Source organism: Morganella sp. HSTU-ASny43, assembly GCF_022819185.1.
GTDB lineage: Bacteria > Pseudomonadota > Gammaproteobacteria > Enterobacterales > Enterobacteriaceae > Morganella > Morganella morganii.
This window is the reverse complement of sequence record NZ_WSPG01000035.1, coordinates 16,677-37,588: the sequence shown is the minus strand read 5'-3', so window position 1 is coordinate 37,588 and position 20,912 is coordinate 16,677. Positions and strand designations below refer to the sequence as shown.

Annotated in this window: 18 protein-coding genes; 12 read left to right on the top strand and 6 right to left on the bottom strand. The window is 52.9% G+C overall.

Features of this window, described 5'->3' with window-relative positions:
• Positions 1–153: 153 nt before the first annotated feature.
• Positions 154–1,068 (bottom strand): LysR family transcriptional regulator, encoded by a 915-nt coding sequence (locus GN208_RS15880; protein ID WP_004237722.1) that lies wholly within the window; start codon positions 1,066–1,068, stop codon positions 154–156.
• Positions 1,069–1,205: 137 nt separating this feature from the next.
• Here GN208_RS15880 and GN208_RS15875 point away from each other — a divergent pair, with 137 nt between their 5' ends.
• Positions 1,206–2,855 (top strand): thiamine pyrophosphate-dependent enzyme, encoded by a 1,650-nt coding sequence (locus tag GN208_RS15875; protein ID WP_243828476.1) that lies wholly within the window; start codon positions 1,206–1,208, stop codon positions 2,853–2,855.
• 89 nt (positions 2,856–2,944) lie between these two features.
• On the opposite strand, the gene GN208_RS15870 is transcribed toward GN208_RS15875, so the two are convergent.
• From GN208_RS15870 to GN208_RS15855, 4 genes are all read right to left on the bottom strand, one after another.
• Positions 2,945–3,505, bottom strand: coding sequence for a hypothetical protein (locus tag GN208_RS15870; protein WP_048884201.1), 561 nt, complete (start codon positions 3,503–3,505; stop codon positions 2,945–2,947).
• A complete protein-coding gene (locus GN208_RS15865; protein ID WP_048884202.1) occupies positions 3,502–3,864 on the bottom strand; it encodes a hypothetical protein in 363 nt (120 codons plus the stop codon). The genes GN208_RS15870 and GN208_RS15865 overlap by 4 nt, the downstream gene beginning before the upstream one ends.
• Before the next feature lie 51 nt (positions 3,865–3,915).
• Positions 3,916–4,218 carry a hypothetical protein gene (locus GN208_RS15860; RefSeq protein WP_004237718.1) on the bottom strand — a complete coding sequence of 101 codons (303 nt, stop codon included), beginning with the start codon at positions 4,216–4,218 and terminating at the stop codon, positions 3,916–3,918.
• Between the two features lie 93 nt (positions 4,219–4,311).
• Positions 4,312–5,121, bottom strand: coding sequence for a DeoR family transcriptional regulator (locus tag GN208_RS15855; RefSeq protein ID WP_015422932.1), 810 nt, complete (start codon positions 5,119–5,121; stop codon positions 4,312–4,314).
• Positions 5,122–5,380: 259 nt separating this feature from the next.
• On the opposite strand from GN208_RS15855, the gene kbaZ reads away from it, so the two are divergent.
• The 11 genes from kbaZ to GN208_RS15800 all read left to right on the top strand — a co-directional run bounded on the left by kbaZ (position 5,381) and on the right by GN208_RS15800 (position 18,711).
• Complete coding sequence (gene kbaZ / locus GN208_RS15850) at positions 5,381–6,703, top strand: tagatose-bisphosphate aldolase subunit KbaZ (protein ID WP_015422933.1); 1,323 nt, start codon at positions 5,381–5,383, stop codon at positions 6,701–6,703.
• Positions 6,685–7,158, top strand: coding sequence for a PTS N-acetylgalactosamine transporter subunit IIB (gene agaV, locus GN208_RS15845; protein ID WP_004237714.1), 474 nt, complete (start codon positions 6,685–6,687; stop codon positions 7,156–7,158). The genes kbaZ and agaV overlap by 19 nt, the downstream gene beginning before the upstream one ends.
• 10 nt (positions 7,159–7,168) lie before the next feature.
• On the top strand, positions 7,169–7,948 hold the full coding sequence (gene agaW / locus GN208_RS15840; protein ID WP_004237713.1) for a PTS N-acetylgalactosamine transporter subunit IIC: 780 nt from the start codon (positions 7,169–7,171) through the stop codon (positions 7,946–7,948).
• The gene (gene agaE, locus GN208_RS15835; protein ID WP_004237712.1) at positions 7,938–8,813 is read left to right on the top strand and encodes a PTS N-acetylgalactosamine transporter subunit IID; all 876 of its coding nucleotides are present in this window, start codon (positions 7,938–7,940) and stop codon (positions 8,811–8,813) included. Before agaW ends, agaE begins: the two co-directional genes overlap by 11 nt.
• Before the next feature lie 15 nt (positions 8,814–8,828).
• On the top strand, positions 8,829–9,263 hold the full coding sequence (agaF, locus tag GN208_RS15830; RefSeq protein ID WP_004237711.1) for a PTS galactosamine/N-acetylgalactosamine transporter subunit IIA: 435 nt from the start codon (positions 8,829–8,831) through the stop codon (positions 9,261–9,263).
• Positions 9,260–10,399: an N-acetylglucosamine-6-phosphate deacetylase gene (gene nagA / locus GN208_RS15825; protein ID WP_004237709.1), complete on the top strand. Its 1,140-nt coding sequence runs from the start codon at positions 9,260–9,262 to the stop codon at positions 10,397–10,399. The genes agaF and nagA overlap by 4 nt, the downstream gene beginning before the upstream one ends.
• A gap of 283 nt (positions 10,400–10,682) precedes the next feature.
• Positions 10,683–11,852 (top strand): SIS domain-containing protein, encoded by a 1,170-nt coding sequence (locus GN208_RS15820; protein ID WP_004237707.1) that lies wholly within the window; start codon positions 10,683–10,685, stop codon positions 11,850–11,852.
• A gap of 2 nt (positions 11,853–11,854) precedes the next feature.
• Positions 11,855–12,712 carry a tagatose-bisphosphate aldolase subunit KbaY gene (gene kbaY / locus GN208_RS15815; RefSeq protein ID WP_004237706.1) on the top strand — a complete coding sequence of 286 codons (858 nt, stop codon included), beginning with the start codon at positions 11,855–11,857 and terminating at the stop codon, positions 12,710–12,712.
• Between the two features lie 139 nt (positions 12,713–12,851).
• The gene (malX, locus tag GN208_RS15810; protein ID WP_004237705.1) at positions 12,852–14,423 is read left to right on the top strand and encodes a maltose/glucose-specific PTS transporter subunit IIBC; all 1,572 of its coding nucleotides are present in this window, start codon (positions 12,852–12,854) and stop codon (positions 14,421–14,423) included.
• A 12-nt stretch (positions 14,424–14,435) separates the two neighbouring features.
• Positions 14,436–15,608, top strand: a complete 1,173-nt coding sequence (locus GN208_RS15805; RefSeq protein ID WP_004237704.1) for a PatB family C-S lyase — start codon at positions 14,436–14,438, stop codon at positions 15,606–15,608.
• Positions 15,609–17,229: 1,621 nt separating this feature from the next.
• Positions 17,230–18,711: a nucleobase:cation symporter-2 family protein gene (locus GN208_RS15800; protein ID WP_015422934.1), complete on the top strand. Its 1,482-nt coding sequence runs from the start codon at positions 17,230–17,232 to the stop codon at positions 18,709–18,711.
• Positions 18,712–18,779: 68 nt separating this feature from the next.
• On the opposite strand, the gene GN208_RS15795 is transcribed toward GN208_RS15800, so the two are convergent.
• Complete coding sequence (locus GN208_RS15795) at positions 18,780–20,744, bottom strand: FAD-dependent oxidoreductase (protein ID WP_032098351.1); 1,965 nt, start codon at positions 20,742–20,744, stop codon at positions 18,780–18,782.
• Positions 20,745–20,912 lie beyond the last annotated feature (168 nt).

Here is a 20,912-nt window from a genome sequence, read left to right as displayed (position 1 = left end):
CGCAGAACCGTCTCCCCCGCCGCCTCTCCCCGCAGAAAATCACCAGCGCGCCGGCTGACGCCGGAAGAGGAGCCGCGCCCGGTCAGATTACACTTCACCGGCCCGGCACTGATTTTCATTATGCTGCTGTTATTTGTGGTTTATATACTGTATTTACAGTAAATGGCCGGCACCGGTTACATACGGAATACCGAGTATTTCCATCGCCAGTGCATTCCACGCACGGCAGCTGCGGCTCTGATACCCGCCGCGCACACCGGCCAGTGCCAGATCGTAGGAGAGCACCGGGTCGGTCACCGGCAGCAGTACCAGACCATCAGCCGTGCGTTCACGCCACATGCTGTCCGGCAGCAGCGTGATCCCCACCCCCGCCCTGACCATCGCAAGGATCAGATCAAGGTGATTGCTCCGTCCTGCTACCACCGGTTCCGTGCTGTAAATCCCGCACGCGCTGCGCACCAGGTCGTTTATCCGGAATGCTTCGGAGAAAAACACAAACGGCTCACGGATAATCTCCGCAAAGCTCACCTGTTTTTTTGCCGCCAGCGGGTGCTGATGATTCACCAGCAGCATCAGCCGGTCGGTGGCGAAACGGTGCAGCTCAAACAGCTGCTCATCAAACGGCAGCATCACCGCAGCGGTTTCCACCGTACCGTCGGTCATCGCTTCGGCCATCTGTTTCGTGCCCAGTTCAAAAATCTTCAGTTCCACCTGCGGATGGCGGGACGTAAACGCCATGATAATCCCGGCAAACCAGGTCGAGGCGATAACCGGCGGTAATCCCACATTCAGTGTGCCGGTCAGCGGGCCGGATTTATCCTGTAATGCTTTGTTCATACACTGAAACTGCACCAGAATCCGTCGCGCGTGCTCATACAGAATCGCCCCTTCATCGGTCAGCGTCACCCCGCCGGTATCACGGACCAGTAACGGAAATCCCAGTTCATGCTCCAGCTTCTGAATACTGCGGCTGATGGCGGGTTGCGTGACAAACAACGCCTCTGCCGCCCGGCTGAATCCTTTGTACTGAACCACCTCTGTAAAGTAGCGGAGTGCGCGTATATCCATGTTTTTGCTGCCCTATAACAAAAAGTTATCACACTGATGATTATATACCATTTCCATTTATACCGCAGAACCACTAGAAATGATCGTCATAACACGTGGTTCGTTCTGAATAAACGGTGTGATCGGAGAAGATAACAATGACAAAAAGCGTAATTGAGCATGTTTTAAGCCGTCTGGCAGATTTAGGCATCACCGATATTTTCGGTGTCGCGGGGGATTTTGCATTCCCCATTGAAGATGCGGTCTGCGACGGTAACACACAGCGCTGGATTGGTAACTGTAACGAACTGAACGCCGCCTATGCTGCAGATGGCTACGCGCGTATCAAGGGCGCCGCGGCGCTTTCCACCACGTTCGGCGTGGGTGAATTAAGCGCGATCAACGGTATTGCCGGTTCGTATGCGGAAAACCTGCCGGTTTTTCATCTGGTCGGCATGCCTGCCAGTGGTGTGCAGAAGAGTGGCCGCCAGGTGCATCACACCCTGGGCGATGGTAATTTCAGCCTGTTCTGTGAACTGGGGCAGCGCCTTTCATGTGCCTACGCCATAATGACCCCGGAGAACTGTGTGGCGGAGACGGAACGCCTGATTGCTGCCGCGCTGCGCGAGCGCCGTCCGGTCTATATGGGCTTCCCGTTTGATTACGCGACACAGCCGGTTCAGATGCCGGAACATCTTACCGCACCGGCACAACCGGTCAGTGACAAAACCGCGCTCACTGAAGCGGTTGCCGCGATCAGAGCAAAACTCTCGGACAGCCCGTCCGCCTGTATCCTGCCGGGCATGCTGGCCGCACGTTCCGGACTGATTGATGACGTACAGGCGCTGATCCACCGGACCGGGCTGCCTTACGCCACCATGTTTATGGATAAAGCCATCATCAGTGAGTCCGACCCGCATTACGCCGGGATGTATAACGGTCAGCTGATGAATCCGCAGGTCAGGGAATTTGTTGAAAACAGTGACTGCGTGCTGGGTATCGGAGCGGTGATGACGGACTTTAACACCGGCAGTTTTACCGCTGATATCGCCCCGGAAAAGCTGATCAGCATTATGGCGGATCATGTCCGAGTCGGCGTGGCAATCTGGCAGAATGTGTATATGCAGGATCTGCTTCCCGCCCTGATCGCCGGACTTCCGCACAGAGAATGTCATATTCCGGCAGCAACCGGGCTGGGTAAACCGGTAGCTGACGCTTCCGGTAATATTACCCCACCGTATCTGTATCCCCGTTTTGAGCAATTGTTCAGAAAAGACGACATTATCATCGCCGAAACCGGCACCGTTTCTATGGGGCTTGGCTTTGCACTGCTGCCGGAAGGGGCGCAATTCCATAACCAGACGTTATGGGGATCAATCGGCTGGGCAACACCTGCGGCCGTTGGAGCCGCCATCGCGGCGCCTGATCACAGATTGATTCTGATCACCGGGGAAGGCTCACACCAGCTGACTGCCCAGGAAATCAGCCAGTTTGGCCGTTTTGGTCTGAAACCACTTATTTTCGTGCTGAATAATGACGGCTATCTCATTGAGCGCCTGCTGTGCAAAGACCCGGAAGCCGTTTATAACAACCTGCCGCAGTGGCGTTACGCACAACTGCCACAGGCGCTGGGATGCGATAACTGGTATTGCCGCCGCGTCACCACCTGCACGGAGCTGGATGAGGCAATCCGGGAAGCGGAAACCGGTGACCGCGCCGCATATATTGAAATCATTACGGAGCGCTATGCCGCATCCGATCTGGCAAAAAAACTCGGTGAATCAGTAGCAACACTGTACTCGTTTTAACTCTCCGGTGATCCGGATGCAGCCCCGGCGGCATCCGGATATTAAAACCCGTTTTTCTCATATAATGCGTTGCCGGTATTCAGGATATATCAGCGGATATCTGATTCCGGATAGTTTCTGTACATAACTTCTTTAATTTCCCGGTCTCCGTCAAAACAAAAACCGAGCCGGCGATCGAACCAGGAATAATAGTAACAATTGTCGCCCGGGGATATCTGATAACGGTTTCCGTAGGCTTTAATCATATCCTGATATGAATCCCCTGCCGCAATTCCCCGTCTGGTTTTATAACGATTGTTTTTGAAGGTTATTTCCGAAATATACTTATCCCGTCCCCCGGTCCGTTTTTCAATAATCACATTGGTACCGGCGACGGTAATTATCGTATCACCGGTATCATAACGCCATAATTCAAACTCACGGATAAAATCATGCAGCGGTGCTACAGAGACCTTTTTCTTCTGCTGTTCCAGCCAGCGGGAAACCGTATTATCACTCAGTGGTTTTCCCAGTAAATCCGCCTCGCCGTCATCCGATGACCAAATGAAATCCTGATAATTAAGGTCATTATTTTGTTCATCCGATTTTTCCAGCAGTGACAGTTTTATCCAGCCCTCAACCACTCTGTTTTTGCTGTTAATATAATTCACATAGGCGAAATCACCCTGTTTGCGGTACTGCAAAACATGGTCACCACGGATAATAAAGCGATCTGTTTTACATTGCTCGTCCGGCTGATAACCTCTTCATCAATCTTATCATTTACACCGTCTGATATATAAACAGAAACCACCGGATCCGGATAGCCCACCCCCAGTGTCCGTCCGTTTTTACTATAACCGATAAATACAGTTTCAGGCTCCTGAGAATAATATTTCAGGATATCACTGCGCAGCTGACTTACCGGCTCTCCGGGACGGAGTATCATCTTACCGGTCATCAGCTGATAATCCTCATCCGGCAACGGATTATCCGTTTTCTTTTTCGGCTTGCGGTTTACGTAATCCACCTCTTCCGCAAGCGGGGATATTCTGAGGTTAGTTTCCGTCAGCTGGGATAATTACAGCCAGCCGTCAATCAGCTCACCTTCGGTATTAATATAACCGCCAAACAGATAATCTCCGGCGATCTGATAACCGATAACGGAATCACCTTTAATCAGAAAACTGTTTTTACTTTTACAGCGGCTGTCCGGTGCGGAATAAAAATAGGCCCGGCCGGGAGACGATACCCGGAAAATATGGCGTTCACTCCCTGCACTCTGACTTTCGGCCTGACGGGCAATATTCTGACATTCATCCGATACTGCCGGTGAAATTAACGGATAAAACAATGACAGGACAGATAATAGTATTTTTACCATTCACACGGATACCGGGAAATAAACATAATAAACTTATAGCTTATTATCTCTTTTATTTCCGCAGTATCCGTACTGTTTTACACTCTTTTTTTGTTATCCCTTCACCAGAATCACTTCTGTGCCAATCCGGCGCAGCCCGGTCAGGCTCGCTTCAGGAATACCGTCATCAGTAATAATGGTATCAATACGCTGAGTATCGATTATTTTGTGCAGACTGGAACTGTTAAATTTACTGGAATCCGTCACCACCACAATATGTCCGGCCACTTCACACATCCGCCGGTTAAGCCTTGCCTCATCTTCATTATGTGTGCTGATGCCGCGCTCCAGATCAATCGCATCCACCCCGAGAAACAGCATATCAAAGTGATAATTCTGCAATGACTGCTCCGCCTGATCGCCGTAAAAAGAGAGCGACTGGCGCCGCAGCTGACCACCGGTCATCAGCAGCTCCACGCCCGGTGCTTCCAGGAGGGCATTCGCCACATTCATGCCGTTGGTCATCACAATCGTATCCTGATGGTGACGCAGCTGGCGGGCAATCTCATACGTCGTGGTACCGGAGTCCAGGATCACACGCAGCCCCGGCCGGATAAGGTCGGCGGCTACCGCCGCAATATTGCGTTTGATAGTGGTGTGGCGGGTACTTTTATCTTCCAGTGACGGCTCGCTGACCGGTGAAACCCCCTCACAAATCAGTGCGCCGCCATAGGCACGCACCGCGATCCCCTGTTTTTCGAGGAAAGCGAGGTCATTGCGGATAGTCACTGTGGAAACATGAAACTGCTGCGACAGCTCATTCACCTGAACACTGCCGTGGGTGCGCAAAAGCTGGATGATATGCTCACGCCGCCCGCTCGTTCCCATCACCCGGTTATCCGTCCCGGCATCCGGACTGTTCATGATTTTATCCTTAACATTCATTTGAAAAATCTTTCGTTTCATTTCGTTTGGCATATTAACGCTTTTCTTTGTCCGGAATGCAAGCCCATAAAAAGGGTGAACACCGGATGACTCAGGAATTAATCCTTTCATTATATTTCTTTTGTGATGAAGATCCGGATTTCACAACCTTTCATTTTGTTTTCTTTTTCCTGTATAGCAGTATGTTATTCAGACATCGAAACAAAAACAAACCAAATCCGGCTGTAAGGAGAGGAAAGTGAAACTTTTAACTGATATCGTTGCCCGTCACAAACGGGGTGAGAAAACAGGGATTTATGCTGTCTGTTCCGCCCATCCGTATATTCTGAAAGCAGCGGTATGTTTTGCCCGTGAACAACAAACGCCGTTACTGGTTGAAGCAACCTCCAATCAGGTGGATCAGTTCGGCGGTTATACCGGCATGACCCCGGCGGACTTCCGTGATTTTATGTGGAAGCTGGCCGATGAACATCACTTTCCCCGTGAAAATCTGATCCTCGGCGGCGACCACCTCGGGCCGAACCGCTGGCAGAATGAACCGGCTGAAGACGCCATGACAAAAGCCGATGAGCTGATCCGCACTTATGTTGCCGCCGGGTTCAAAAAGATTCACCTTGACTGCAGTATGTCCTGTGCCGGTGATCCGGTGCCGCTGACGGATGAAATCGTCGCACAGCGCGCTGCCCGCCTGGCGGTGATTGCCGAGGAAACCTGTGAGAAACATTTCGGCATCCGCGACCTGGTGTATGTGATTGGTACAGAAGTGCCGGTGCCGGGTGGCGCTCACGAAGAGCTGAATGAGCTGGCGGTCACCACACCGCAGGCCGCATCTGCCACTATCGCCGCACATCAGGACGCATTTGCGCGGCATCAGCTCACGGATATCTGGCCGCGCATTACCGGGCTGGTGGTACAGCCGGGGGTGGAATTTGATCATAATAATGTTATTGATTACCGTCCGGAAAAAGCCCGTGCCCTGAGTGAGATGATCACACATCATGACCATCTGGTGTACGAGGCGCACTCCACGGATTACCAGACCCCGCATGCACTCAGTCAATTAGTTGACGATCACTTTGCGATTCTGAAAGTCGGTCCCGGTCTGACCTTCGCCCTGCGTGAAGCACTGTATGCCCTCGCCGGTATAGAGGATGAGCTGGTTGCTCCGGCAGTACGTTCCGGGCTGCGTCAGGTGCTGGAAGATGTCATGCTGAAACAACCGGGCTACTGGCAGAGTTATTACACCGGTGATGAGCAGACCCGCCGTCTTGCCCGCAGCTACAGCTATTCCGATCGCATCCGCTATTACTGGCCGGATGAGACCATCAGCGCGGCAGTGACCCGTCTGCTGGAAAACCTGACAGAAACGGCGATCCCGCTGCCGCTGATCAGCCAGTATCTGCCGTTACAGTATCCGCTGGTACGTGCCGGAACGATTTCCGCCGCACCGGAAGAGTTAATCATCGCACACATTCAGACTGTGCTGCGTCACTATCACGATGCCTGTAAAACCATGCCTGCCGATAAGAGCGAGAAACAGCCATGCCAAATATTGTGTTAAGTCGTATTGATGAACGGTTAATCCACGGACAGGTTGGTGTCCAGTGGGTGGGATTTGCCGGTGCCAACCTGGTGCTGGTCGCCAATGATGAGGTGGCGGAAGATCCGCTGCAGCAAAACCTGATGGAAATGGTGCTGACGGAAGGGATTGCCGTGCGTTTCTGGCCGCTCCAGAAAGTGATCGACAATATTCATAAAGCTGCTGACCGCCAGAAAATTCTGCTGGTCTGCAAAACCCCGGCAGATTTTCTGACTCTGGTGAAAGGCGGCGTTCCGGTGGAACGCATTAACGTCGGCAATATTCACTATACCGAAGGCAAGCGTCAGATTGCCAAAACTGTGTCTGTGGATGAGGCGGATATCGCCGCATTCCGCGGGCTTAACGAGGCCGGTGTCGCCTGTTATATCCAGGGCGTACCGACAGAACCGGCGCAGGATCTGTTTAAACTGCTCTGAGGATACATGTATGGAAATCAGTCTGTTACAAGCTATCGCTCTCGGGCTGGTAGCCTTTATTGCCGGATTGGATCTGTTTAACGGGCTCACCCACATTCACCGTCCGGTGGTGCTGGGGCCGGTGGTTGGTCTGATCCTCGGTGATCTCAATACCGGGATCCTGACCGGCGGGACACTGGAGCTGGTCTGGATGGGACTCGCGCCGCTGGCCGGTGCCCAACCGCCGAACGTGATTATCGGTACCATTGTCGGGACTGCCTTTGCTATCTCCACCGGGGTCAAACCGGAAGTGGCGGTCGGTGTTGCAGTGCCGTTTGCCGTGGCAGTGCAGATGGGGATCACCTTCCTGTTCTCGGTCATGTCCGGTGTGATGTCGCGCTGTGACAAAATGGCTGCCAATGCCGATACCCGGGGGATTGAGCGCATCAACTACCTTGCCCTGCTGGCGCTCGGTACGTTCTATTTTCTCTGTGCCTTCCTGCCGATCTATTTCGGGGCGGATCACGCCAAAACCCTGATTGATGTACTCCCTGCCCGCTTAATTGACGGACTGGGTGTCGCGGGCGGCATTATGCCTGCCATCGGGTTTGCCGTTCTGCTGAAAATCATGATGAAAAATGCCTACATTCCTTATTTTATTCTGGGATTTGTCGGCGCGGCCTGGCTTCAGCTGCCGGTTCTGGCAATCGCTGCCGCCGCACTGGCGATGGCAATGATCGATTTCGTCCGCAAACCGGCAGAAAGCGAACCGGCACAACCGTCACACGAGGAATTTGAAGATGGCATCTGAAAAAAATCATTCATCTGCCGCAGAAGCGGAAACCTTACTGCCGGCAGACTGTAACCAGAACGTGTATGAAGATCAGAGCACCGGCGCGGAACTGACCCGCAAAGATATCAACCGGGTCGCGTGGCGCTCCCTGCTGTTACAGGCCTCCTTTAACTATGAGCGGATGCAGGCGGCGGGCTGGCTGTACGGTTTACTGCCCGCACTGAAAAAAATCCACACCAATCCGCGTGATCTGGCACGCTCCATGAAAGGCCATATGGGATTCTTCAATACCCACCCTTTCCTGGTGACCTTTGTTATCGGCATCATCCTGGCAATGGAACGCTCCAAACAGGATGTAAACAGCATCCAGAGCACCAAAATTGCGGTGGGTGCGCCGCTGGGCGGGATCGGCGACGCCATGTTCTGGCTGACCCTGCTGCCTATCTGCGGCGGTATCGGTGCCAGTCTCGCATTACAGGGCTCGATTCTCGGTGCTGTGGTGTTCCTGGTGATGTTTAACGTTGTGCACTTCGGGCTGCGTTTCGGCCTGGCGCACTATGCTTACCGGATGGGGGTTGCCGCCATCCCGCTTATCAAAGCCAATACCAAAAAAGTCGGCCATGCGGCTTCGATTGTCGGGATGACCGTGATCGGCGCGCTGGTGGCCACTTATGTGCGGCTCTCAACCACACTGGAGATTACCGCCGGTGATGCGGTGGTGAAATTGCAGAGTGATGTGATTGATAAGCTGATGCCTGCTTTCCTGCCGCTGGTATACACCCTGTCAATGTTCTGGCTGGTACGCCGTGGCTGGAGCCCGCTGCGCCTGATTGTACTGACCGTGGCGCTGGGTATTATCGGTAAATTCGCCCATTTCCTGTGATAAAAGGAGTCACTGATGCCGGGAATTATTTTATGTGGTCACGGGGGCTTTGCCTCCGGACTGGAAAAAGCCATGTTACAGATTATCGGGGAACAGGAGGATTTCGCGGCGGTTGATTTTCCGGCGGAATCCACCACCGCCCGCCTGACACAGGAACTGGAAGCCACACTGGCGCTGATGTCACACTGTGACAGTGTGATTTTCCTGACCGATATTCTCGGCGGTACGCCGTTCCGCGTGGCGGCCACCCTGTCACAGGGCCGGGAAGACCGCGAAGTGATCACCGGCACTAATCTGCAGTTACTGCTGGAAATGGCGCTGGAGCGGGATTCTCTCTCTCCGGCTGAGTTCCGCCGCGAAGCACTGGCCTGTGGTCACCGCGGATTAACCAGCCTGACAGACGAGTTACAACGCGAACGCTGCTGTGAAACTGAGGACGAAGGCATATGATTCAGCAAATCCGCGCCCGCCGTGTGCTGACAGAATACGGCTGGCGGGAAAATCAGGCGGTGACGGTATCAGACGGCATCATTACCGCTATCACGCCGCTGGCGGCAAAAGAAACACAGTTTGATGCAGAGCAGCTCTGCCCGGCTTACATTGATACCCATGTCCACGGCGGACAGGGTATGGATGTGATGGATGATAACCCGCAGGCGCTGAAAACCATTGCCGCTTTCAAAGCACAACAGGGCGTCGCCGCGTGGCTCGCCACCACGGTGACCGCCCCGCTGCCGGATCTGCGCAGCACCCTCGGGCGGATCGCCCGCTACTGTCAGCAGCAAACCACCACAGAGCCGGTGGCGGAAGTGCTCGGCAGTTATCTGGAAGGGCCGTATTTCACCCCGCAGAACAAAGGTGCGCACTCGCCGGAGCTGTTCCGTGAATTACAGATCAGTGAGCTGGACACGCTGATTACCGATGCGGCAGGCACACTGAAAGTAGTCGCACTGGCACCGGAAAAGCCGGAGGCGCTGAATGCCATCCGTCATCTGAAACGGCGCGGGCTGAATGTAATGCTCGGCCACAGTGCCGCCACCTATGAGCAGACTCTGGCGGCTCTCGATGCCGGAGCTGACGGGCTGGTTCACTGTTTCAACGGCATGACCGGCCTGCATCATCGCGAGCCGGGCATGGCAGGAGCAGGACTATCCGACCCGCGCGCCTGGCTGGAACTTATCGCTGACGGGCATCATGTCCACCCGGCAGTGATGCGGATTGTCTGTCAGTGCGCCGCACACCGCACGGTGCTGATCACCGATGCCATGCGGGCGGCCGGGCAGCCGGACGGCATTTATGATATCTGCGGCCATGATGTCACGATGAAAGCAGGCATTGTCCGGACGGCCTCCGGCGGCCTGGCGGGCAGCACCCTGGCACTGGATGACGCGGTCAGCCGGATGATTAGTGATACCGGCACGCTGCCGGAAACCGCCATCCGCATGGCGTCCCTGCAACCGGCACAACTGCTGGGGATCACCGCGACACACGGCAGTATCTCGGCGGGAAAACGGGCGCATTTCAATAACCTGAACAGTGACTGGCGGGTAACACAAACCTGGATCCACGGACAACCGGTACGCTGATTTCCTTTCATTCTGAGGTGCGGATCTCTCCGCGCCTTTCTTTTCCTTATGTTTATCCACCGGGTACTTTTACATAACTTACTAATAAACAATAGCTTAATCATTTCACTTGTGGCGCAAATCACACTTTTCGTTTTCTTTTCATTACTGCATTGATCCTTCGTTTTCCTTCCTGTAAATTGAAATGAAACCTCAAAACGAAACCAACTGAAAGGTAATGACGGATCGGGTGATCTTTTGATTCATTTCACTTTCGGCTGAACGTCATGTAAAGGATGAAGCTATGCACGACCCTCTTTCTGCCGCCACACCCCACTATTCCACCTGGACGGAAACGGAGATCCGCCAGCAACCTGATTGCTGGATGAGTGCATTACACTCAATCGACTCACAACGCGCACAGCTGGATGCTTTTCTGGCACCGCTGCTGGCTCAGGACAACCTGTGCATCATTCTGACCGGTGCCGGAACCTCCGCCTTTATCGGCGAGATGATTTCTCCCGTACTGCGCCGCCTGAACGGCAAAAGCGTCACGGCGATCCCGACAACCGATATCGTCACCAATCCGGCGGATTATCTGCCTGAGCAACAGCCGGTGCTGCTGGTCTCCTTTGCCCGTTCCGGTAACAGCCCGGAAAGTGTTGCCGCGTTTGACCTCGCTAATCAGTGTGTTGCCCGCTGCTCTCATCTGGTGATCACCTGTAATAAAGAGGGGCATCTGTATCAGCGCGTACAGGGAAGTGATAACGGTTTTGCTCTGCTGATGCCGCCGCAGACCAATGACAAAGCCTTTGCCATGACCAGCAGCATCACTTCAATGATGTGCAGCTGTCTCGCCGTCCTCGCCCCGCAGACGTTCAGCACAGACCGTTTTGCCGTTGTGGCGCAGCGGGCACGGGATATTCTCGCCGCTCACGGAAACTGCGGACAAATCCTGCCGGGTAATGATTCGTTTAAACGCGTGGTTTACCTCGGCAGCGGCAGCTTCCAGGGACTGGCGCGGGAATCCGCTCTCAAACTGCTGGAACTGACCGCCGGGCAAATCGCCGCCTTTTATGACACGCCGACCGGCTTCCGCCACGGCCCGAAATCTCTGGTCGACGGCGACACTCTGGTGGTTGTGTACATCTCAAACCAGCCTTACACCCGTCAGTATGATTTGGATTTGCTGGCCGAACTGCGCCGTGACCGGATCGCCAAACAGGTGGTCGCAATAGCCGATCTGCCGGATGACGCCATCAGCGCCGGGACACACTGCTATCTGCCTGCCGGTGATGCCCTCAGTGATACAGAACTGCTGTTCTGTTTCCTGCCGTATGCACAGTTATTTGCCCTCAGTCAGTCTGTCAGAACCGGGATCACACCGGATACCCCGTCTGCCAGCGGCACCGTTAACCGCGTTGTTCAGGGCGTGATTATTCACCCCTTCAATAACCAGAACACAGGAGCGTAATCATGGGGATCATCTCAACCAAATATCTGCTCACACATGCACAGGCCAATGGCTATGCGGTTCCGGCGTTTAATATCCATAACGCCGAAACTATTCAGGCCATTCTGGAAGCCTGTGCGGAACTGCGTGCACCGGTGATTCTGGCGGGCACGCCGGGCACCTTTAAACACATCAGCTTCCCGGAAATTTATGCACTGTGTGACGCCTATTCCCGCTCGTTTTCCATGCCGGTCGCGCTGCATCTTGACCACCACGAAACTCTTGACGATATCCGCACCAAAGTCGGCCAGGGCGTGCGCAGTGCCATGATCGACGGCAGTCATTTTCCGTTTGAGGAGAATGTCGCGCTGGTCAAATCCGTGGTGGATTTCTGTCACAGTCAGGATTGCAGTGTGGAAGCGGAACTCGGCCGTCTCGGCGGCGTTGAGGATGATATGGATGTGGATGCGGAAAGTGCCTTTCTGACCTCCCCGGATGAAGCGCGCCGTTTTGCACAACTGACCGGCATCGACAGCCTGGCAGTGGCTATCGGTACCGCTCACGGCCTGTATACCAGCCGTCCGAAAATTGATTTTGCCCGGCTGGAAAAAATCCGCAGTATTACGGATATCCCGCTGGTGCTGCACGGCGCGAGTGATGTGCCGGATGCGGATGTCCGCCGCACCATTGAGCTGGGGGTGTGCAAAGTCAATGTCGCCACCGAGCTGAAAATCGCCTTTGCCGGAGCGGTCCGCGCCTGGTTTGCGGAGAATCCGGACGGCAACGATCCGCGCTATTACATGCGGGTCGGTATGGATGCCATGAAAGCGGTGGTCCGCGATAAAATCAGGGTCTGTGGTGCGGAAGGTCAGCTTCTGTAACCCGTCAGGCGGCACTGTGTTCCCCCGCAGTGCCGCCTTTTTCATCTGCGAAAAAATAATAAAAAAACAACAATAAAAAATACTGTCCCGTAACACCCCTTAACCAATAAATTATAAAGAAGCTGAGGAGTACTCTACGATGTCGCAGGAAAAGTCGTTTAAATCCAAACTCTGGGAATTTTTTCAAAGTCTCGGGAAAACCTTTATGTTTCCCGTCTCGTTACTGGCATTCATGGGGTTATTACTCGGGATAGGCAGTTCGGTCACCAGTCCTTCCGCTATCAGCAGTTTTCCGTTTCTCGGTAATGAATTTGTTCAGCTGACCTTCGGCTTTATGGCGATGGTCGGCGGCTTTGCCTTTACCTATCTGCCGGTGATGTTTGCCATGGCTATTCCGTTCGGACTGGCAAACCGTAACAAAGCGGTCGGCGCCTTTGCCGGGTTTGTCGGCTATATGCTGATGAACATGAGCATCAACTATTACCTGACCGTCACCCACCAGCTTGCCGACCCGGCGATGATGAAGCAGGTCGGACAGTCTGTTGTGCTGGGGATCCAGACCCTCGAAATGGGCGTGCTGGGCGGGATTGTGGTCGGTGTTATCACCTATTTCCTGCATGAGCGGTTTCAGGATACGGTTCTGCATGATGCTTTCGCGTTTTTCGGCGGCATCCGTTTTGTGCCGATTATCACCGCGCTGACGCTGTCACTGGTCGGCCTCGCGATCCCGTTCCTGTGGAAATATGTCGCCATGGGCATTGCCGGGATCGGCCATATTATTCAGAGCACAGATGTTTTCGGCCCGTTCCTGTACGGCGTCGGCGTGCTGCTGCTCAAGCCGTTCGGGCTGCATCATATTCTGCTGGCGATGGTGCGTTTTACCCCGGCCGGGGGCACGGAATTTGTTGACGGTTATGAAGTCGCCGGGGCACTGAATATTTTTTATGCCGAACTGAAAGCCGGTCTGCCGTTCAGCCCGCATGTCACCGCGTTCCTGTCACAGGGCTTTATGCCGACCTTTATCTTTGGTCTGCCTGCGGTCGCTTATGCTATCTACCGCACCGCGAAACCGGAGAACCGTCCGGTGATCAAAGGGTTATTACTGTCCGGGGTACTGGTTTCCGTCGTGACCGGAATTTCCGAGCCGATTGAATTCCTGTTCCTGTTTATCGCACCGGTGCTCTATATCTTCCACATTATTATGTCCGGTCTTGCCCTGCTGGTGATGGCACTGCTCGGCGTGACTATCGGGAACACTGACGGCGGGATTCTCGATCTGCTGATCTTCGGCATCATGCAGGGAACGGCCACCAAATGGTATCTGGTGTTCCCGGTCGGGATTATCTGGTTCGCTATCTACTTCTTTGTCTTCCGCTGGTACATTCTGAAGCATGATGTCAAAACGCCGGGCCGTGAAGATGCCGCTGACGGTGCCGAACAGGCGGTGAAAGCCAATACAAAAGCACGCGGCAAAGCCAAATACGATCACAACCTGATCCTCACCGCACTCGGCGGCAAAGAGAATATTGATTCGCTGGATAACTGTATCACCCGTCTGCGTCTGGTGGTGAAAGATATGGACAAGGTGGATCAGAAAACCCTGAAAGAAGCCGGTGCCCTCTCTGTGGTGGTACTGGATGCCCACAGTGTGCAGGTAATTATCGGCCCGCAGGTGCAGAGTGTGAAATCCGGCATTGAAGCTTTAATTTAACAGGAACTGAGCATGTACGATTTTGATGAAATAATTGAGCGCAAAAGTGACCGCTGCCGGAAATGGGATCATCAGTATGTCTGTTCCCGCTTCGGGGAGGTCCCGCAGGATTTCATTCCGCTGTGGATAGCGGATATGGATTTCAAATCCCCGCCGGCGGTGATTGAGCGGTTCACGCAGGTGGCACAGCACGGTACCTTCGGCTACACCTGGTGCTTTGATGAATTTTACGATGCGGTGGTCCGCTTCCAGGCAGAGCGCCATCAGGTCACGGTTCTGCGGGAGTGGGTGACACTCAGTTACGGTACGGTTTCCACCCTGCACTATCTGGTGCAGGCATTCTGTCAGCCGGGCGACTGTGTGATGATGAATACACCGGTGTATGATCCGTTCGCCCATGCTGTGACCCGGCAGAATGTTACCGTGCTGACCAATCCACTGGTGGCGCGGGATAACCGCTATCACCTTGATTTTGACCATATTGAGGCGCAGATGCGCGAACACCGGCCGAAAGTCTGGCTGTTCTGCTCGCCGCACAATCCGTCCGGCCGTATCTGGACGGCGGCGGAAATAAAACAGGTCTCGGATTTGTGTCTGCAATACGGTGTGCTGCTGGTGATTGATGAAGTGCATGCGGAACATGTGCTGTATGGCAGCTTCACCGGCTGTCTGCGCCCGGGATGTGCAGCGCCGGAGAATCTGATCCTCCTGACCTCACCGAACAAAGCCTTTAACCTCGGCGGGCTGAAAACCTCTTACAGCATCATTCCCGACCCGGCACTGCGGGCACAGTTCCGCCGTCAGCTGGAGAAAAACTCCATTACCTCACCTAATCTGTTCGGGGTATGGGGCATTATTGAGGCTTACAACAACAGCACGGACTGGCTGGATGAGCTGAACAACTACCTGAGAGGCAATGCGGATTATCTGACACAGGCCGTTGCAGAGCATTTCCCTGACTGGCAGATGATGCAGCCGGAATCCTCTTACCTCGCCTGGGTGAATATCAGCGCCACCGGACGCACAGCGACAGAACTGACACTGGATTATGCCCGGCAGACCGGCGTGGTGGTTGAGGACGGCAGTCATTATGTGGCGGATGGTGAACAGTATCTGCGGATTAACTTCGGTACGCCGCGCGCACTGCTGGCGGAAGCGGTAAATCGTCTGAAAAACGCCCGGTAACAGAAAAAAATTGGCGACCTTGCTGTATTCCGTCAACAGGGTCGCCATAATTACCGATGTTTTACCTTGTACTGACAACACTTAACTGCTCTGATTTGTCATGCGCACTGCAGTGAAAGTCCGTTTTCATCAGAGCATCGGGGCATGACACCTGTCCGCTCTTACTTCCTTGTAACGGTAAATTCCTTTTACCGTTCCCTTCCCGGGGTAAATCCTTTTATTACCTGTGATGATAAAACACAGGCTCCCTGATAATACATCCGTGTGGTAAGTCCGTTTACACCGGGCAACCTTGTCCGGTAACATCCGTTTATGTCCCCGCGGGATATATCCGTTATCCCGCTAAATCATTAAAAAATAATTCCTTTATTTTTTTAAGATAATAACGAGTCAGTCAGGTTATATTCGCATCCTTGCGGGCATATTAACTTATAACACTCCGGTTATAAGAAACATCTGTAATAACTGCATTTTTTAATATTTTCAGTGAGATATCTGAAGATTAATTTACAGTTCACGCCGGGCGTGAGTTATAAAACAACATCCCGATACTTAATTAAAACTGAGAATAATAACGTAAACACAATTTCAATTTACATTTAAAAAACACAAAGACCAATAAGAAAATGCTCAGTTTAAAACAAGGAATATATTTACCAGAAAGAAAATAAACATAACTCAGTCCCTATTGAAGTTAAAAATTATCATCATAAAATATATCGTCAATAAGAAATGGATTAGCTTTATGCGTAAATAGCTTGATTTTTCACCTCATTCCTTTTATTAGTATTTCTTCTTTTGTTTATGACATAAAAAAATGATGAACTATGCAAACACACAATAAAACACCGCGTTATTAATACAAACAGACAAAAAATCCGGACGAGCATGTCATATGATTATTTTGATAAAATTTAAGGCCAAATTATTTTATATGATACTGCCGTATTTTTAGGATAATACTCATCTCATGAATAATCCGCAATTTCATCAAAATACATACAACACATTGATTATAAAAATCATATTTATAACCTGACTATACCGGAATTATTTACCCTGAACAATAACATGCCGATGATATAACAAAAAAAACAACATGAAAACATTAATTTACATAATAAATATCAGCAAAATAACGTAATTCACTTTTACCTTTGCCGGTTTATTTAAGATAATTGCACATTCTTAATTAGCATTCATAATTTAATAAACTAATTTCTAATATAATTCCATTAACAAAAAATGGAAATATCTTATTTAAATAAAATTTAATTAACGCGATAGTCACTCTGCAGGGTATCTGCATCTCCTTCCGGCGTAAAGGTTCCGGAGGGATACCATTATCACTGCCGTTTCATTATCAAAATGAGATGATATCATTCTCATACTGTACAAACCCTGTTCACTCTGCTTTTCTCCCGCCCGGCTGACCGGTACGGAAAGCCTTTCGCAAATCCCCGGTGACACGTTTCACAAATCGCAGATGATTTAAGAGATCTCTCACATTTTTATTTCTTTGTCGCGCCGCTGGTTCAGTTATTGCTTTATTCCCTGTACCAAACGATCCGCTGAGGCCGACGTATGACCTCTCATTCCATTTATTATAAAGGAGAGAAGGATGTCAGATCTCAATCATCCAACCTCTGATCTAATCTATCAGCTGGACGACAAGCCCCCGTTTTTCCAGGCCCTTCTTGGTGCGGTAACCCATTTATTGGCCCTGTTTGTTCCGATGGTGATGCCTGCCCTGATTGTGGGCAAAGCCCTGGATTTATCCGCCGATACCACAGCTTATCTGGTTTCTATGGTTATGATTGCCTCCGGCATCGGCACCTGGATACAGGTTAACCGCTACGGGCCGATGGGCTCCGGCCTGTTATCCATTCAGTCCGTCAACTTCTCATTTGTGACTGCCATGATTGCCATCGGCACCGCCATGCGCAGTGACGGGATCCATGAAGAACTGATTTTGTCCTCTCTGCTCGGCGTCTCTTTCGCCGGTGCTTTCCTGGTTGTCGGTTCCTCTTTTGTGCTGCCTTATCTGCGCCGGATAATCACCCCGACTGTCAGCGGCGTGGTGGTGCTGATGATCGGCCTGAGCCTTATCAAGGTCGGGATTATCGACTTCGGCGGCGGTTTCTCCGCCAAATCAGCCGGCACATACGGCAACTATGAAAATATCGGTGTGGGATTACTGGTCCTGCTGGTGGTGATCGGCTTTAACTGCTGCAAGAGCCCGCTGCTGCGGATGGGCGGGATCGCCATTGCCCTGGTGGCAGGCTACATTGCCTCGCTGTTCCTCGGGCTGGTGGATTTCAGCACCTATCAGAACACCGCGTTTATTACGGTGCCGGTGCCGTTTAAATTCGGCTTCTCATTTAATTTCACCCACTTCCTGGTGGTTGCCATTATTTATATCCTCAGCGTGCTGGAAGCGGTCGGCAACCTGACGGCGACAGCTATGGTGTCCAATCAGCCGATTAAAGGTGAGGTGTACCAGAACCGGCTGAAAGGCGGTGTAATGGCGGATGGTGTGGTGTCCGTTATCGCGTCAGCCCTCGGCTCACTGCCGCTGACCACCTTTGCCCAGAACAACGGTGTGATCCAGATGACCGGTGTGGCTTCCAGTTATATCGGGCGTTTCATTGCTGTGATCCTGGTGTTCCTCGGCCTGTTCCCGAGTATCGGCTGGTTCTTTACCACCATTCCGGCACCGGTACTGGGCGGGGCAATGACACTGATGTTCTCCATGATTGCCATTGCCGGGCTGCGCATTATTATCTCCAACGGCCTGCGCCGCCGCGAAACCCTGATTGTGGCAACATCCCTGGGTCTCGGGCTGGGTGTTTCTTATGACCCGCAGATCTTCAGCATCCTGCCGCCGTCTTTATATATTCTTGCCGAGAACCCGATTTGTGTCGGCGGTCTGACGGCGATTATCCTGAATCTGCTGATCCCTGTCGGACAACCGCGTGGTGCGGCCAATGAAGAAGAACCGGACATGCTGGCTGACGAGCTGGAAGCCATGCTGGATATCCCGGATGCAGAGCGTGATCTGCCGGATATGGCCATGAGTGCGGAGAACAAACGCGTTATCTGACCCCTCTGATTTCTGCCCGTAAAAAAACCGCGATAATCATTATCGCGGTTTTGTTTTACTGCTCTCTGTTATGCGTTACTGACCATCGCCTGCGGTGACTGTGCCTGTTCATCGAACATACTCAGCATCTCGCGGGCGGCCTGACGACCGGCAGCCATAGCGGTGACCACCAGATCCGCGCCGTGCACCGCATCACCGGAAGCAAAGATTTTCGGGTTGGTGGTCTGGTTACTCATGCGGCCGTTGCCGCCGGTTTTAATTTGTCCCCATTTATCCAGCTGGACATTATAACCGCTGAGCCACGGCATCGGATGAGACTGGAAGCCGAACGCCATAATCAGCACATCCGCATCAAGGATAAATTCAGAGCCTTCCACTGGTTTCGGACGACGGCGGCCATCCGGCCCCGGTTCACCGAGTTGTGTGCGGATAAGCCCGATACCGCTGACGGCTCCCTGCTCAGTGCGGTCAATAAACTGCGGCTGCACGTTATAAAGGAATTCCACACCCTCTTCACGGGCGTTGATCACCTCTTTCTTCGAGCCCGGCATACTGGCCTCGTCACGGCGGTAGGCGCAGATAACACTCTCAGCACCACGGCGGACAGCAGTACGGACACAGTCCATCGCAGTATCACCGCCGCCGAGCACCACCACTTTTTTCCCTTCCACATCAATCCACGGATATTCATCCGCCACCGGCAACCCCATCACTTCGCGGGTACTGGCGATCAGGAACGGCAGTGCCTGCACCACGCCCGGGGAATCTTCATGTTCCAGCCCGGCTTTCATCATGCCGTAGGTGCCGACACCCAGCAGTACTGCATCATACTCGCTCATCAGGCGGCTGAACGGGATATCTTTGCCGACTTCACAGTTCAGATGGAAGGTGATCCCCATATCCGTGAAAATCTGCCGCCGCTGTGCCATCAGCTGTTTGTCCAGCTTGAACGGCGGGATCCCGAAGGTCAGCAGTCCGCCGATTTCCGGATGGCGCTCAAACACCTCAGCTTTCACCCCGGCACGGGTCAGCACATCCGCACAGCCCAGCCCGGCCGGTCCGGCACCGATAATCGCGACACGTTCCGGACGCGGAACCACATCCTCCGCCACAGACGGACGCCAGCCCATCTCAAAGGCGGTATCTGTGATATAGCGTTCGATGTTCCCGACAGTGACCGCGCCGCCGTGGTTACGCAGCGTACAGCGGCTTTCACACAATCTGTCCTGCGGGCAGACACGGCCGCAGATTTCCGGCAGCGAACTGGTTGAGTTACTCAGCTCCGCCGCCTCAATAATTTTGCCTTCACGCACCAGACGGACGAAATCCGGAATAGCGTTATGCAGCGGGCATGACAGGTTACACATCGCCTTTTGTGAGCAGTACAGACAGCGCTCACTTTCATAACCGGCACACTGTTCATTCAGCCCGATATAGATTTCGCCGAAATGATTTTTACGCAGGGCCGCACTCTGTTTCTTTGTTCCTTCACGCGGCGGACGTTTGAGGATCTCAAAACGGATTTCCGACTGACGCGCCTGGTTGTATGCACCGGTGGCTGCCCGCATCAGGCGGTCATTGCGCAGGATCACCAGTTTGTGTTCATCCAGGATGCTGAGTGCGCTGGTCGGGCAGTTAGCCACACACGCGGGCGACCCGCCGGTGGTATCACATAAATCGCATTTCTGCGCCAGTTCGTGCGAGTGATCGAACGTCATCACCATTTCCATCGCCCCGAACGGGCAGACCAGCACACAGCTTTTACAGCCGATACATTTTTCCTGATCCAGTTTGACTATATTGTCCGCCACATACAGGGCATCCACCGGGCAGGCAGCGGCACAGGGGGAGTCTTCGCACTGGCGGCAGGTGACAGCGAGGCTGTCACTCTCTTTGAACATGACACGGATACGGGGGGCGTAATCACGGCTGTCATGTGGCCAGTGGTGATCATTATGCGCGACAACGCAGGCAATTTCGCAGGCGTGACACCCGATGCATTTCTGGCTGTCCGCAACTATACATTTGTTCATGTTCACCTATCGCTTTCCGGGTTTTCGGTATTGGTAACCATGCAATAACCGGGCACATTCGGCCCTTCTTTGTCGGTTTTATGGTCATTTTGCGGGGCGGGTCAAATTCTGCGGATGCAGGAAGGCAATAACACACGCGCAACAGGGCTACCGGATTTTTTTTACTTT

Bases quoted from the DNA above. Each gene is read 5' to 3' on its own strand.
- GN208_RS15880 (WP_004237722.1), bottom strand. From the start codon at position 1,068: ATGGATATACGCGCACTCCGCTACTTTACAGAGGTGGTTCAGTACAAA.
- GN208_RS15875 (WP_243828476.1), top strand. From the start codon at position 1,206: ATGACAAAAAGCGTAATTGAGCATGTTTTAAGCCGTCTGGCAGATTTA.
- GN208_RS15860 (WP_004237718.1), bottom strand. From the start codon at position 4,218: ATGGTAAAAATACTATTATCTGTCCTGTCATTGTTTTATCCGTTAATT.
- GN208_RS15855 (WP_015422932.1), bottom strand. From the start codon at position 5,121: ATGAACAGTCCGGATGCCGGGACGGATAACCGGGTGATGGGAACGAGC.
- agaV (WP_004237714.1), top strand. From the start codon at position 6,685: ATGCCAAATATTGTGTTAAGTCGTATTGATGAACGGTTAATCCACGGA.
- agaW (WP_004237713.1), top strand. From the start codon at position 7,169: ATGGAAATCAGTCTGTTACAAGCTATCGCTCTCGGGCTGGTAGCCTTT.
- agaE (WP_004237712.1), top strand. From the start codon at position 7,938: ATGGCATCTGAAAAAAATCATTCATCTGCCGCAGAAGCGGAAACCTTA.
- agaF (WP_004237711.1), top strand. From the start codon at position 8,829: ATGCCGGGAATTATTTTATGTGGTCACGGGGGCTTTGCCTCCGGACTG.
- nagA (WP_004237709.1), top strand. From the start codon at position 9,260: ATGATTCAGCAAATCCGCGCCCGCCGTGTGCTGACAGAATACGGCTGG.
- GN208_RS15820 (WP_004237707.1), top strand. From the start codon at position 10,683: ATGCACGACCCTCTTTCTGCCGCCACACCCCACTATTCCACCTGGACG.
- kbaY (WP_004237706.1), top strand. From the start codon at position 11,855: ATGGGGATCATCTCAACCAAATATCTGCTCACACATGCACAGGCCAAT.
- malX (WP_004237705.1), top strand. From the start codon at position 12,852: ATGTCGCAGGAAAAGTCGTTTAAATCCAAACTCTGGGAATTTTTTCAA.
- GN208_RS15805 (WP_004237704.1), top strand. From the start codon at position 14,436: ATGTACGATTTTGATGAAATAATTGAGCGCAAAAGTGACCGCTGCCGG.
- GN208_RS15800 (WP_015422934.1), top strand. From the start codon at position 17,230: ATGTCAGATCTCAATCATCCAACCTCTGATCTAATCTATCAGCTGGAC.
- GN208_RS15795 (WP_032098351.1), bottom strand. From the start codon at position 20,744: ATGAACAAATGTATAGTTGCGGACAGCCAGAAATGCATCGGGTGTCAC.